Genomic DNA, 13,913 nt, shown 5'->3' with positions numbered 1-13,913 from the left:
CCAGTTGCCATAGCCATATTTCCGGAATCTATCGCATGACCTTCGACCTTTCCGGCCGCGTTGCGGTCGTCACCGGCGCCTCGCGCGGCATCGGTTACTTCATCGCCAGGGAACTGGCTGCCGCCGGCGCCCACGTCATTGCCGTGGCGCGCACCGTGGGCGGGCTGGAAGAACTCGACGACCAGATCAAGGCCGAGCGCGCCAAAACCGGCAAGGGCGAAGCGACGCTGGTGCCGCTCGACCTTGCCGACATGGCCGGCATCGACCGCCTGGGCGGCGCCATCCATGAGCGGTGGGGCAAGCTCGACATTCTCGTCGCCAATGCGGGCGTGCTCGGCGTGATCTCGCCGATCGGCCATGTCGAGGCGAAAACCTTCGAGAAGGTGATGACCATCAACGTCACCTCGACCTGGCGGCTGATCCGCTCGGTCGACCCACTGCTGCGGCTCTCCGACGCCGGCCGGGCCATCATCCTGTCGTCCAACGCTGCTCACTCGGCGCGCGCCTTCTGGGCGCCCTACGCGGCTTCCAAGGCGGCGGTCGAGACGATGATGCGCTCCTGGGCACATGAGACGCAGAGCCTGCCCTTGCGCGTCAATGCCGCCGATCCGGGGGCCACCCGCACCGCGATGCGCGCGCAGGCCGTGCCCGGCGAGGACCCGGAAACGCTGCCGCATCCCTCCGAGATCGCCAAACGCATCGTGCCGCTGGCAAGCCCCGACCTGAAAGAGACAGGATTGATCTTCCAGGCCAAGCACAACCGTTTCGTCGCCTACCGACAGCCGGAATAGCCGCATCTTTTTTGTCGGAAGAATTCGGCTCCGGGCGGCGTTCCTCGAATGTACATTCGAAGCTCAAACCCGGAGGACCGACATGCGCAGACTTATTCTCATCGCCGCCACCGCCACTATCTCCGCCTTGGCCGCCGGCACAGCCTTGTCACAAGATGCCAAGATGAGTTTCTTCGTCACCAGCGTCGGCTCGGGCAAGGGGGCCGACCTCGGCGGCCTGAAGGGCGCCGACGCGCATTGCGCCTCGCTGGCGGAAGCAGCCGGCGTCACCGGCAAGACCTGGGCCGCATATCTGTCGACCAGCACCGAGGATGCGCGCGACCGCATCGGCAAGGGACCGTGGGTGAATGCCAAGGGCATCAAGATAGCCGACGACGTCGCCTCGCTGCACGGCGATGCCAACGGCATCACCAAGCAGACGGCGCTCACCGAGAAAGGCGAGATGGTCAACGGCCGCGGCGACACGCCGAACCGCCACGATATGCTGACCGGCTCGAAACCCGACGGCACCAGGATCGCCGACCAGACCTGCGGTGACTGGACGATGAGCGGCACGGAAGGGGCAGCCATGATGGGCCATCACGACCGCACCGGGCTCGACGATTCAGCTGCCGCCAAATCCTGGAACTCTTCGCATGCTTCGCGCGGCGGCTGCGGCCAGGAGGCGCTGAAAGGCACCGGCGGCGACGGCCTGTTCTATTGTTTCGCAACGAATTGACCAGACCTCGCCCGCCCCGCCACATCACGCGGCTGTGATGTGGCGGGGCGGAAAGCTGAGTCGCGGTCATGCTTTCGTCATTTCCGCAGAGTTGATAGGATCGCATAGATTCCCACAACAAGCCCCGGCTGGGCAGAGCAAGGAAATTCCCATGGCTTCGAGCGTAGCGTTGGTCTGGTACCTGGTAATCGCCGGCCCGCAAGGCGGCATGGTCGTGTTGCCCAGCACGTTCGACAAGCGCGAACAATGCACCGCCGCCATCACCGAATACCAGAAGCAGCCGGCCCCGACCGGCTGGTCGCTGCAATGCGTGCCGAGCGCGTCACCCTTCACCGACGAGGGCGACGCGGAGGAACCGGCAGCGCAGTAAGGCGCGATGCGGCGTCAGCGCCGTGCGCTGACCGTCAGTTCCGGCTTCTGGTTGATGGTCTGGAACACCACGCAGTAGCGTTCGGTCAGCTTCAGCAAGGAATCGATGCGCTCCTGCGGCTCATCGGTGTCGAGACTGAAATTCAGCCTGATGGCGCGAAAACCGACCGGCGCATCCTTGGCAACGCCAAGCGTGCCGCGAAAATCAAGGTCGCCTTCGGCCTCGACCGTGGCGGCGCCGAGCTTGAATTCGAGCGCCGTCGCCACCGCCTTGAGCGTCACGCCGGCGCAGGCCACAAGTGCCTCCAGCAGCATGTCGCCCGAGCAAAGCTCGAGCCCCGAGCCGCCGGTTGCGGGATGCAGACCGGCAATCGCGAGAGCCCTGCCCGTCTCGACCTTGCAGGCGATCGACTGGTCATCGAGACTGCCTCTGGCCCTGAGCGTGATGAGCGCGCGCGAAGCATCATCGCGATAGGTCTCTTTCAGCGGCGCCTGCATGGCCTTCAGTGCGGTGGCGTCCATTTCGCTGCCCCTTTCGACGATCGTTTCTGGCGCTGGCATGCGTCAACCCACCGAGATTTGACCCGATCACACCGGAAAGCAAACATAATCATCGCGTTGGGACACAGGCGCGCGCAACCACTATCCCAAATGGACGGACGAGGCCTCAAAGACCGTCTGAGCCGTGGCGAGTGCCGCCGTCCCATTTTCCGGTGATCGACTCGGGTCAACGAGGGCTGGCGATGGGCAGTCGGGTGTGCGGGCGGTTTCTCCTGATTAGGAATTTTTTCTTGACAAGGTGAAGGCAACTATGGTATATTTCTGGTTATGGTGCTGAGTTGCGCCACGGACCCGCCGTACAGGCGGTTTTTTTCATTCAATGCTCTCTCAATAGCGCGTCGAGAAGGCTTGCACGGAACCCGCTGACCCGGATTCGTTGCTTGATGGCGGGCGATCCGTCTTCAGCCGGACAAGCCTTTCCTTTGACTTCGATCGCATTGGCTATAGCTATGCGACAAGCGTTCTCGCGGAGGCGTCATGCCGTTCAAGTTGAAACTGATCTCTCTCATCCTGCTGATGCTTGCTGCCTTCGCACAGCCTGTCCTGGCTGAAACGCCGGAGAGGCCGGCGCCGACCGGCGGTGTGCTGTCGCTGCTGCCGCCGCCGCAGGTCACCAGCCATTCGATCACGGTTGCCGGACGCAAGCTGGACTATCAGGCCAAGACCGGCACGCTGTCGCTGCTTTCAGGCAAGGCCGACGTCACGGCGGAGATCTTTTATGTCGCCTATACGCTGCGGCCACCGGCCGACGCGGCAAAAACGGCACCACGCCCCATTACCTTCGTCTTCAATGGCGGCCCCGGGGCGGCTTCCGCCTATCTGCATCTCGGTGCGCTCGGTCCGCGCATCATCACGACCGGAGCCGATGGCGAATTCCTGCCGCCGCCGCAAAAGATCATGGACAATCCGGACAGCTGGCTCGACATGACCGACCTCGTCTTTGTCGATCCGGTCGGCACCGGCTACAGCCGCGAGGCTCCCGGGCAGAACACCCACGATTTCTGGGGCGTCAACCAGGACGCCAGCTCGATCGGCGCCTTCATCCGGCTCTATCTGGCCCAGAACGGCCGCAGCAGCTCGCCGCTTTTCCTGGCCGGAGAAAGCTATGGCGGGTTTCGCGCGGCGCTGCTGGCCAGGACTTTGCAGGAAGATGTCGGCCTTAGCCCGAGCGGCATCGTGCTGATCTCGCCGGCGCTGGAATTCATGCTGGTGCAACCCGACGAATTCGAGCCGCTGCACTGGGCTCTCGAACTCCCCTCGCTGGCGTCGGTGCGGCTCAGTGCCGACGGCGTTACCGGCGAGGCGCTGCGGGCGCAGTTGGCCGCGGTCGAGCGCTATGCGCTTGGCGACTACCTCACGGCGCTGGCCAGCGGGCTGGAGCAAGGCGGGCGGCTGGCGAGCCAGCGGGTGGCCGAGATCACCGGCCTGCCCCTCGACCTCGTGCAGCGGAATTTCGCGCGTATACCGACCAGCCTTTTCGCGAGGGAGTTTGCCCGCTCGAAAAGCAAGGTGCTCAGCCCCTATGACGCCATGATCGGCACGGCCGACATCGCTCCTGAAAGCGCTCGCACCGCCGGACCCGATCCTGTGCTCGACCGCAGCGTTCCAGCATTGACCTCGGCTTTTGTCGGCTATGCCCGCGACGAATTGAACTACCACACCGATGTCAGCTACCGGCTGCTCAATGGCGAGATCAGCCGCAATTGGGACTACGGCACATCGCGGCAGGGCTATGCCGGCGTGATGAACGATCTGCAGCGGGCGCGCTCGCTCAATCCCGCGCTCGGCGTCGTCATCGTCAACGGCTACACCGACCTCGTCACGCCCTATCTGGCATCTCGCTATCTGGTGAACCAGGTACCGACGCTCGCCGGTGCAAAGCCCATCCGCGTCGATGTGCTGGACGGAGGACACATGATGTATTTCAGGCCGGACGGAAGGCGGGCGCTCAAGGCAGCGGCGGCGGAGCTTTACCAAGCGACGCAGTAAGCGTCGCTTGGAAACACCGGAGTGACGGGCAGTCCGCGATACGCTGGCGGGACAGTTCGCTCCTCTGTCCTCCAGGCAAAGGAGCCGCGAAGGACATCGCAGTTCATCTTGGCCGCCGGCTGCCTTCAACCGGCCTGCGGCGCCGAAGCGATCTCACACCCGTGGCTGTGACTTCACATGGGCAATGTAGCCGCGCACGTCGCTGGCCGGGTCTGCATAGGCCTTGCCGAGCTTCTTCTCCATCGCGGCCATGTAGTCGCTGGCCCATTCGGGCAGAGCATAGTCGATGACGGCGAGAAATTCGAGTGTCGCCGCCAGGCGGATGTCGGCGATAGACGGGTTCTTGCCTCCGATGAAGGGCTTGCCATCCCTGAAGAAAGAGTGGAACACCTCCAGCGGTTCGGAGATGGCGGCGATCGCCGCCTTCTGCGCCTCGGCCTTCCTGTCGGGATGAGCGTCGCTGTGGCCGACCTCTCCGGCATATTGCGGGAAACCGAGCGCCGGATAGGTGGCGCGCGCCACATAGGGATAGAGCGTGCCGATCAGGTAGAACATGGCGCTGTCGATCATCGCCCGCTTGGCAGGCGCCTTGGGGTAGAATTTCTCCAGCCCGTGCTTGTTGGCGAGATACTGCATGATGGCGCAGCTTTCCCAAAGCACCCCTCGCGGCAGGCCCTTGTCCTCGATCATCGGAGTCAGATGGGCCGGGTTGCGCGCCATGAATTCGGGCGAGCGCGTGCTGCCCCAGGCGTCGGCCTCGGCATGGTCCAGCCCGGCGGCGCGGGCAAACACCCGAACCGTCATGTTGTTGACGCTGGGCTTCAGCATGCTGATCATCAGGGCGGGTTTCTTCGCCGATTTCCCCTTGGTCCTGGACGCGGTTTTGCCGGCGGTTGCTGCTTTTGACGCCGCCTTGGCCGAAGGCTTTGCCGATATTTTTGGTGCCGGCTTGGCTGAAGCTTTTGCTGCTGGTTTCGCCGTGGCTTTTGGTGTCGCCTTGGCCGCCGGCTTCCTCGCACCCTTCGTCGCTGTCTTTGCCATGTGTTCCTCCCTTTGCTTATTCAAAAATCAATATGGATTGCGTGGCGCCCTGTCGGCCGACAATGTCGCGCGCGAGCGCTCGACCAGCGCCTGGATGGCGTCGGCCAGATGCGCCTCGGCGATGTTGTAGTCGCCACGCGCGACGCGGAGCTTGTGCGCTTCCATCAGCACGTCGGCATGGCTAAAGCCGGCCGGCGGCTCGAAACGGTAGGAAGCAAGTTCGATCAGCAGGCCAAGCGGATCCTCGAAATAGATCGAATCCATGAAACCGCGGTCCTTGACGCCACTGTGCTTGATGGCGCGCTCGTCAAGCCGGGCGACCGCCTGCAGGAAGGTCACGCGCGACACGGCAAAGGCGATGTGGTGGACGCAGCCGGTATCGGTCGGGGTGCGGCGCTTTGCCGGCGTGCGGGTCTCGTCGGTAAAGATGGTGATCAGCCGCCCGTCGCCCGGATCGAAATAGAGATGGCTTTCGGCTGCCTTGTCGAGGTTGGGTTGCTCGAAAATGAAAGGCATGCCCAGCACGCCTTCCCAGAAATCGATCGATGTCTGGCGACCGGCGCCGACCAGCGTGATGTGATGGACGCCTTGCGATTGCAGTTTCTGCATTGCGTTCTCCCCCTGATGTCGGCGTTTCGATATCCGTAAGTGCCAGCTGTCAGGCCCACCGCGCATGATGCGAATGGCGTCTCTTATGCGAGCGCTGGCTTCCTGATCCGCACCGTTCCCTTGGCTCGCCGAACCTTACGCGCCGGCTTTGTGAGACGATGCTAAACCAATCAGTCGCGCCGCGCCAGAAGCCGCATCGGGATCGGCCCTGCCCCAACGCAAGCACGGCGCTGGAGCAGCGCCATGCAAGGTTTCGCCCCTATAGCTGGCGGGAGCGGAGCCGACAGGGGCCGGAGCCGTTTTCACACAAGGCCGCTTGTCGCATGGCCGATGTCGCCATTCTCGAAACACGCGAAAGGGTTCTCGCCGGTATCCTCCTGACCGGCGCCGCCTATTTGCTTTTTTCGACGCAGGACGCTTCGATCAAGCTGCTGGTAGCCGGCATGAGCGTCTGGCAGATCCTGTTCTTCCGCAGCATCACCATACTGACCGCCTGCGCGGCGATCGGCGGACGGCATCTCTATGCGGAGACGGCGCGGTCGCCGATCGTGTGGCCGATGCTGTTGCGCAGCGTCTTCACCCTGGCGGCGTGGCTTTGTTATTACAATGCCGCGCGCAGCCTGCAGCTCGCCGAACTGACCACCGTCTATTACGCGGCCCCGATCATCGTCATCGTGCTTTCGGTGGTGATGCTTGGCGAAAAAGTGCCCATGCTACGCTGGCTGGCGGTGGCGATCGGCTTCGCCGGCGTCTTCGTCGCCTGCGACCCTGCCCATCTCGGCCTGTCCGTGCCGGTGCTGCTGGTGCTGGCCGCCGCTTTCCTGTGGGGCGTCGCTATCGTGCTGTTGCGCAAGACAGCACTTGCCGAGCGCTCGATGATCCAGCTCCTGCTCAACAATTTCTATTTCCTGATATTCTCGGCGGTGCCCGCGCTGCTCTGGTGGCAGATGCCCGGCTGGAGCGAACTGCTTCTGCTTGCCAGCGTCGGCGCGCTCGGCGGCTTGGCGCAGTATCTTCTCTTCGAAGGCATGAAACGGACGCCGGCCTCGATCATCGCGCCGCTGGAATACACTTCGCTGTTGTGGGCCTTCGCGCTCGGCTTCGCCATCTGGGGCGACGTGCCGCGTCGCGAAGTGTTTTTCGGCGCTGCTCTCATCATCACCGCAGGGCTGCTGATCGTCGGCGGCGAGCATTTCCGCAAACGGCTGTGACGGGCCAGATTTCTGACACTACGATGTCAGGACAGAACCACGTAAATTGGCTTTCATGACCGATGTAGCAGCCGCCACCGACACCGCAGAACGGACACTTGGCATCATCCTGGTGTCGTCGTCGGCGGCGGTGTTCGGATTGACCGGCGTGCTGACCAAATCGATCCATGCCGATCCGCTGACCATCACCTGCTGGCGCGGTTTCGTCGGCTCGATCCTGATCAGCCTCTATGTGCTGTGGCGCCGCCACCGCTCCGGCAACCGCCAAACGCTGCGGCTCGGCTGGCGCGGCTGGCTGCTGGCGGTGGAAGGCGCGCTGGCCAGCATCGCCTTCATCTGCGCCTTCAAATTCACCTTCGTCGCCAATGTCACGGTCATCTACGCGACGTCGCCTTTCATTGCCGCGCTGCTCGCCTTCCTGCTGGTGCGCGAGCCCTTCCGCCTGCAGACGATGTTAGCCGCCGCCGTCTCGCTTTGCGGCGTCGCGGTCATGGTCTGGTCGAGCTTCGGCACAGGCAATCTGTTCGGAGACGGGCTGGCGCTGCTGATGACGGTCGGCAGCGCGCTCTACATGATCATGGTGCGCGCCTTCCGCGACACGCCGGCGGTCTGGGCAGGCGCGGTCTCGGCCCTGCTGTTGTTCATACTCGGCTGGTTCGTCACCGACCCGCTTGCCGTCTCGGCAAGGGATGCCGTGCTGCTCGTCGCCTTCGGCTCGAGCTTCGCGCTCTCCTCGATCCTGTGGACGGAAGGCGCGAGGCTCATCCCGGCGGCTGAATCCGGCCTGCTCGGCTCTGCCGAAGTGCCGTTCGCGATCCTGTTTGCCTTCCTTTTCCTGGCCGAGATACCGCCCATGGCCAGCATGATCGGCGGCGCAATCGTGCTTTGCGCGGTCTTTGCCCATGCCGGCCGCGACTGGCTGTCGGCAAAGCAGCAACAAGCGCCAGGGCCGTTGTGAAAGCCGAGCCCAAAAAAATTTGCGCAGTCACGGAACCATCATCCCGTTCAGGCATTGTTGAGCCGACGGACCACCCCCGAGTCCCCCCAAACCCCTCGGTCCGTCCTACTCCAAGCCGACCGCAAGGTCGGCTTTTTCTTTGGCCCCGCGCCGGACGACAGGCCGCTGTCAGCCAAAAAGTCCTGGCACAGCCAGGCCGGTGCCGAGCAGTGCGGCCAAATCCCGCGCCGGGTTCTCGGCATCGGCGCGCAGCCGGATGGCGAATTCGGCAACGGGCACGGGCGGCAGCTCGAACGTGCGCGGTGCTTCGACAATCCCGGAATGGGCAAAGCGCGCGGTGCGCAGCGTCAGCGCAATGCCGGCCTTGACCGCCGTGCGCAGGCCGACCAGGCTCGCGCTGCCGGCCGCGATGCGATAGCGCCGACCGGCCGCATCGAGCGCCGAGATAGCCGCTTCGCGGAAGCCGCAATGCGGATCGAGCAATGCAAGCGGCAACTCGTCCTGTCGCGCAGCCAGCCCTTTTTGCGAACACAGCCACATCATCGGCTCGCGCAGCATGCCGATTTCGTCCGGCGTCGCAGCTTGCCGCATAATGATCGCCAGATCCAGGCTACCGCCCTGAAGGGCTTGCGCCAGCTCGGCGGAGCGGCCGACGCGCAGCTCGATCCTGACGCGCGGATGGCTTTCGGCGAAGGCACGCAGCAAATCGGGCAAGCCGCTGTCGGCGAAATCCTGCGTCGTACCGATCGCGATGCGTCCGTCGGCCCTTGCGCCCTTCAGGCCGAGCCAGGCTTCACGATGCGCTGCAAGGATACGCCGGGCATGGCCGACAAGCTCCTCACCGGTCGGCGTCAGGCTGCGGCCCCTGCCCTGCGGCGCCAGGAGCGGTTCGCCGACAGCCTCTTCCAGCCGCTGCATCTGCGCCGTCACAGCCGACGGTGAACGGCCGACGATAGAGGCCGCCTGCGCCAGCGAGCCGCCGTCGGCGAAGGCGAGGAATGTCCTCAAGAGGTCGGGATCGAGCGTTTTCATAATTCGATATTATCGAAGTATTCTCTGAAAACAATTCGATTTTCATGTTTCTTGGTTGGTGACAGGGTTGCATCATCGGCTGACAGAGGCCGCCAGAACCAAGGAGAAGGACAATGCCCATCATCAACGTCAGCGTCACCGGGAAGCCCGACGCCACGCTGTCCGCCAGGATCGCCAAGGAGGCGACCGAACTCACCGCCACGCACCTTCGCAAGAATCCGACCATAACGGCGGTTGCCGTCTCTTATCTCGATCCGCAGCACTGGTTCGCCGGCGGCACGTCGCTGGCCGAGCATGGGACCAATACGTTCTGGCTCGACATCAAGGTGGTCGACGGCACCAACACCAAGCTCGAGCTGGAAGCCTATCTCAAGGCGATCTTCGCCGCCTTCGGGCGCCTGCTCGGGTCCGTGCACGAAGAAAGCTACGCCTTCGTCCACGAAGTGCCGGCCGCCGCCTACGGTTATGGCGGCAAAACGCAGGAATTCCGCTTCATCAGCGGGAGACTGAAGGCGGCGTAAAGGATGCCGCTTTTGCCCTTCCCTTCGTGAGAGGCGGCAAGAGGCCCTTACGCATTGACCTTGCCCGCACATCGTCTAGGTTCTTGCCGAAGCGGCCGCAGAGCCGAGGTGCAAGGAACGTTGGGAGAGACGCGGCATGATCCTGACACTGGCGCTGCTTGCGGGTCTGGTCGTGGCCTGGCTGCTGATCGGGGTAGTGGAAAAGTTCCGCCTCGGCCTGCGCTTTGCCCAGGCGCTGCTCTACGTGCCGTTCAAGCTCGCCTATCGGATCAGCGACAGCCGCATAGCAATCGCGCGCGATGCGGTGGCGCCAGTCATCTATGTCATCTCACATCAGTCGCACTTCGAACCGGCGCTGATGCTGTCGCTGCTGCCTGACGACACGCTGCACATCCTCGACGGAGCCTCGGCCAGGGCACCATGGCTAGAGCCTTGGCGCGAGCTTGGCCGCACCATCGCCTTCAACGCCGAACACGTCTTCGTCAGCCGTAGGCTGGTGCGCGTGCTGAAGGGCAAGGGCCGGCTTGCCGTCTACCTGCCGGACGCGGTCGAGCCCGACGTCAAGTCGTTCCGGCTGTTTCGCGCTGTCACCCGCATCGCCATGCAGGCCGACGCCCGCATCGTGCCGATCTTCGTCGGCGGCGCCCGCGACCTTCCTGTCTCGCTGACGCCGGCCAGCATCGCGCCAAGGCGCTGGTTCCCTCGCCTGTCGATCAGCGCATTGGAACCAATGACCATCGCCGAGCTGGTGGCGCGCATTCCCGACCAGGCCTCGAACACCAACGCGCTGTTCGACCGCTTCGCCGAGGCGCGCTTCGCAGCCGCCGATCTCGATCGCGGCCTGTTCCTGGCCATGCGTGACGCCGCAACCAGGGTCGGCGCATCGCATCCGATCATCGAGGACGTCGTCTCGGGCGCGCTCAGCTATCGAAAACTGTTTATCGGCGCGCGCGTGCTGGGCAGGCGTTTCGAGACGGTGACGGCGCCCGGCGAAGCGGTCGGCCTGCTCCTGCCCAACGCCGATGGCGTGGTGCTGTCCCTGGTCGGGCTGCTCTCGGCCGGGCGGGTGGCCGCGATGATCAACTACACCGCGGGTCCGGCCAGCGTCACCGCCGCCATCCGCACGGCGGTGATCCGCACGGTCGTCTCCTCCCGCGCCTTCATCGAGAAGGCCGACCTCGGCGATATCGTGACGGCGGTCGAAAAGGGTGGCGCGAAATTTCTCTGGCTGGAGGATACACGCGCAAGCGTGACAGCGCTGGAAAAGCTTACCGCCGCCTTGCTGTGGCGCCGGCCGCTGCAGCGCCAGGACGCAGCCAAACCCGCGGTCATCCTGTTCACCTCCGGTTCGGAAGGCACGCCGAAGGCGGTGGTGCTGTCGCACAAGAACCTTTACGCCAACGCCATGCAGGCGGAAGCCCGTGTCACCATCTCGCCGGCCGATATCCTGCTCAACGTATTGCCTGTGTTCCACTCCTTCGGGCTGACGGGCGGCACCATCCTGCCGCTGGTTACAGGCGTAAAGCTGTTCCTTTACCCTTCGCCTCTCCATTACAAGATCATCCCCGAGATCGCCCGTAAGGTGAAGCCGACGGTCATGTTCGGCACCGACACTTTCCTCGCCAATTACGCGCGCGCCGCCAAGGACGGCGATTTTTCCAGCCTGCGCTTCGTCGTCGCCGGCGCCGAAGCGGTGAAGCCGGAAACCCGCCGCACCTATCGCGAGCGTTTCCAGGCCGAGATCATCGAAGGCTTTGGGCTGACCGAGGCCGCGCCCGTGGTTGCCGTCAACACCGCCATCCATAGCCGCGACGGCACCGTCGGGCGGCTGCTGCCGGCCATCCGCATGAAGCTCGAACCCGTCGAAGGCATCGATGGCGCCGGCCGTCTGTGGCTCGACGGTCCGAATATGATGATGGGCTACATGACCGCCGACCGACCGGGCGAATTGCAGCGGCTCGAAGGCTGGCACGACACCGGCGACATCGTCTCGGTCGACCGCGAGGGCTTCATCACCATTCGCGGCCGGGCCAAGCGTTTCGCCAAGATCGCCGGCGAGATGGTGTCGCTGGGTGCGGTCGAGATGCTGGTGCAGTCGCTGTGGCCGGAAGAGCGCCATGCCGCCGTGGCGGTGCCCGACAAACGGCGCGGCGAGCGCATCGTGCTGGTGACCACCGCCGACGATGCGAGTGCCGAGGAACTGCGCCAATTCGGCAAGAAGGCCGGGGCGGCCGAACTGATGGTGCCCAACGACATCGTCAAGGTGGAAGAGATCCCGGCGCTGGGCTCGGGCAAGACCGACTACGTGTCGGCCCGCAGACTGGCCATCGATCGTCTGGGGCTGAGTGCGGCGGCGTAGGCGAACGGCCTGAAGGGTCGTCTCGCCTAAATCGCAGGCCCGGGCGCAAAGCGCTGGCCTTCAATGCACCCTCTGTCGCCTTCAGCGACATCCCCGACTTCAAAGAGGGATAACAGCGTTATCCTATATCCGAAGGCGGCACCTGCTCGCCTTCCAGCCTGGCGCGCTTCGAATAGGCACGCACGCTGAAGGGCAGGAAGAGGAGATAACCGGCGACGGAGGCCGTCAGCGTGTACCAGGGATAGGTCATCAAGAGCAGGATGTAGAGCACGACCCCCAGGATGACCGGCAATACCTTGTCACCCGGCACCTTGACGCTCTTACCCGAATAGACCGGCAAACGGCTGACCAGCAGGAAGGCGACCAGTATGGTGAAGCCGGTGGCGATGAAGGCGGCCGGGCGGCCGGGCTCCAGCCCAAGCCGCAGGAAATACAGATAAAGCGGCAGCATCACCAGCACGGCGCCCGCCGGCGCCGGTACCCCAACGAAATATTCGGTCTGCCATGCCGGCCGCTCGGCCTTTTCCTCGTCAAGAACATTGAAGCGGGCGAGCCGCATGCCGCAGGCGATGGTGAACAAAAGGGCGGCAATCCAACCCGGCGATCCCGCGCGGTCGAGCAGGAAAGCGTAAAGCACCAGCGCGGGCGCGACGCCGAAATTGACGATGTCGGCCAGCGAATCCATCTGCGCGCCGAATTTCGACGTCGCCTTCAGCATCCGCGCCAGTCGGCCGTCTATGCCGTCGAGAAACGCGGCGAGCAGCACCATGACCACCGCGGGCTCGAAGCGGTTCTCGAAAGCGAAGCGGATGCCGGACAAGCCGGCACAGATGGCGAGCACCGTAACCAGATTGGGCAGCACCATGCGCATCGGGATTTCGCGAATGCGCGGGCCGCCGCTGGCATGTGCCTCGAATTTCTTGAACGGCGCGCCCACCGGTCAGGATATCCGCACGAGAGGCGTGGCGGCGATACCGCCGAATTCCGCCAGCACCGTTTCGCCGGCGACCGCCGTCTGGCCGACGGCCACGCGTGGTGTCGCCGCCTCCGGCAGGAAGACGTCGACGCGCGAACCGAAGCGGATCAGGCCGAAACGCTCGCCGATGGCGATCGAGCCGCCGGCCTCGGCCCAGCAGACGATGCGCCGCGCCACGAGGCCGGCGATCTGCACCGCCGCGACGGTGCCGTTGGGGCTGTCGATGACCAGCCCGTTGCGCTCGTTCTCGGTGCTTGCCTTGTCGAGTTCGGCATTAAGGAACTTCCCGGGCCGATGCTCGATACGGGAAATCTTGCCGCGCACCGGGGCGCGGTTCACGTGGCAGGAAAAGACGTTCATGAACACCGATATGCGGGTCATTTCGGCATTGCCGAGGCCAAGCTCGCGCGGCGGCACGGCCGGGCCGACCGCCGAGATGACGCCGTCGGCGGGGCTCACCACCAGACGGTCGTCGACCGGCGTCACCCGCTCGGGATCGCGGAAGAAATAGGCGCACCAGGCGGTGAGGATGAGCCCGATCCAGAACAGGATCGAGGAGAAATAGCCGAGGAAAAGCGTGCCCGCGCCAAAGGCGGCGATGAACGGATAGCCCTCGCGATGGATCGGTACGAACGCGTTCTTGACCGTATCGACAAGGCTCATGGGATGGGGCAGTCCCTGTTTCAGGTCCGGCCTCAATAACCGAAACACCCTCTGCCCGCAACGCGACAATGGCGAGGGAGGGGCGCGCAGTAGCCTTTTAGAATTGTCGGCCGCC

14 protein-coding genes are annotated in these 13,913 nt (G+C 64.3%); 8 read left to right on the top strand and 6 right to left on the bottom strand.

The window, feature by feature from the left end; translation table 11 throughout:
- The first annotated feature begins 35 nt into the window (after positions 1–35).
- From ACIU1A_RS07305 to ACIU1A_RS07295, 3 genes are all read left to right on the top strand, one after another.
- Complete coding sequence (locus ACIU1A_RS07305) at positions 36–791, top strand: SDR family NAD(P)-dependent oxidoreductase (RefSeq protein WP_140494482.1); 756 nt, start codon at positions 36–38, stop codon at positions 789–791.
- A gap of 82 nt (positions 792–873) precedes the next feature.
- Positions 874–1,509 (top strand): hypothetical protein, encoded by a 636-nt coding sequence (locus ACIU1A_RS07300; protein ID WP_140728190.1) that lies wholly within the window; start codon positions 874–876, stop codon positions 1,507–1,509.
- Positions 1,510–1,660: 151 nt separating this feature from the next.
- Entirely contained in the window at positions 1,661–1,879 is a 219-nt protein-coding gene (locus ACIU1A_RS07295) for a hypothetical protein (protein WP_140494486.1), read from the top strand.
- Positions 1,880–1,893: 14 nt separating this feature from the next.
- On the opposite strand, the gene ACIU1A_RS07290 is transcribed toward ACIU1A_RS07295, so the two are convergent.
- The gene (locus tag ACIU1A_RS07290) at positions 1,894–2,400 is read right to left on the bottom strand and encodes an OsmC family protein (RefSeq protein ID WP_140494488.1); all 507 of its coding nucleotides are present in this window, start codon (positions 2,398–2,400) and stop codon (positions 1,894–1,896) included.
- 516 nt (positions 2,401–2,916) lie between these two features.
- Here ACIU1A_RS07290 and ACIU1A_RS07285 point away from each other — a divergent pair.
- A complete protein-coding gene (locus tag ACIU1A_RS07285) occupies positions 2,917–4,428 on the top strand; it encodes a S10 family peptidase (protein ID WP_404926979.1) in 1,512 nt (503 codons plus the stop codon).
- A gap of 153 nt (positions 4,429–4,581) precedes the next feature.
- Here ACIU1A_RS07285 and ACIU1A_RS07280 read toward each other — a convergent pair whose 3' ends face one another.
- Together ACIU1A_RS07280 and ACIU1A_RS07275 are read right to left on the bottom strand one after the other, a co-directional pair.
- Positions 4,582–5,469, bottom strand: coding sequence for a glutathione S-transferase family protein (locus ACIU1A_RS07280; RefSeq protein ID WP_404926978.1), 888 nt, complete (start codon positions 5,467–5,469; stop codon positions 4,582–4,584).
- Positions 5,470–5,496: 27 nt separating this feature from the next.
- On the bottom strand, positions 5,497–6,078 hold the full coding sequence (locus tag ACIU1A_RS07275) for a VOC family protein (RefSeq protein ID WP_140633401.1): 582 nt from the start codon (positions 6,076–6,078) through the stop codon (positions 5,497–5,499).
- A 323-nt stretch (positions 6,079–6,401) separates the two neighbouring features.
- On the opposite strand from ACIU1A_RS07275, the gene ACIU1A_RS07270 reads away from it, so the two are divergent.
- The gene (locus tag ACIU1A_RS07270; protein ID WP_140624547.1) at positions 6,402–7,289 is read left to right on the top strand and encodes a DMT family transporter; all 888 of its coding nucleotides are present in this window, start codon (positions 6,402–6,404) and stop codon (positions 7,287–7,289) included.
- A gap of 55 nt (positions 7,290–7,344) precedes the next feature.
- Positions 7,345–8,247 (top strand): DMT family transporter, encoded by a 903-nt coding sequence (locus ACIU1A_RS07265; RefSeq protein ID WP_140562454.1) that lies wholly within the window; start codon positions 7,345–7,347, stop codon positions 8,245–8,247.
- 168 nt (positions 8,248–8,415) lie between these two features.
- Here the strand turns inward: ACIU1A_RS07265 and ACIU1A_RS07260 are convergent, their stop codons facing one another.
- Entirely contained in the window at positions 8,416–9,279 is an 864-nt protein-coding gene (locus tag ACIU1A_RS07260; RefSeq protein ID WP_404926977.1) for a LysR substrate-binding domain-containing protein, read from the bottom strand.
- A gap of 113 nt (positions 9,280–9,392) precedes the next feature.
- On the opposite strand from ACIU1A_RS07260, the gene ACIU1A_RS07255 reads away from it, so the two are divergent.
- Together ACIU1A_RS07255 and ACIU1A_RS07250 are read left to right on the top strand one after the other, a co-directional pair.
- Entirely contained in the window at positions 9,393–9,800 is a 408-nt protein-coding gene (locus tag ACIU1A_RS07255) for a 4-oxalocrotonate tautomerase family protein (protein ID WP_404926976.1), read from the top strand.
- 136 nt (positions 9,801–9,936) lie between these two features.
- Positions 9,937–12,159: an AMP-binding protein gene (locus tag ACIU1A_RS07250; protein ID WP_404926975.1), complete on the top strand. Its 2,223-nt coding sequence runs from the start codon at positions 9,937–9,939 to the stop codon at positions 12,157–12,159.
- 118 nt (positions 12,160–12,277) lie between these two features.
- On the opposite strand, the gene ACIU1A_RS07245 is transcribed toward ACIU1A_RS07250, so the two are convergent.
- On the bottom strand, positions 12,278–13,096 hold the full coding sequence (locus ACIU1A_RS07245; RefSeq protein WP_140666238.1) for a phosphatidylcholine/phosphatidylserine synthase: 819 nt from the start codon (positions 13,094–13,096) through the stop codon (positions 12,278–12,280).
- Between the two features lie 3 nt (positions 13,097–13,099).
- Positions 13,100–13,798, bottom strand: coding sequence for a phosphatidylserine decarboxylase (locus tag ACIU1A_RS07240; RefSeq protein ID WP_140517832.1), 699 nt, complete (start codon positions 13,796–13,798; stop codon positions 13,100–13,102).
- Between the last annotated feature and the right edge of the window lie 115 nt (positions 13,799–13,913).

This window comes from Mesorhizobium maamorense (assembly GCF_044998965.1).
GTDB lineage: Bacteria > Pseudomonadota > Alphaproteobacteria > Rhizobiales > Rhizobiaceae > Mesorhizobium.
Note: the sequence above shows the minus strand (reverse complement) of the source record. Positions and strands in the feature narration are given on the sequence as shown.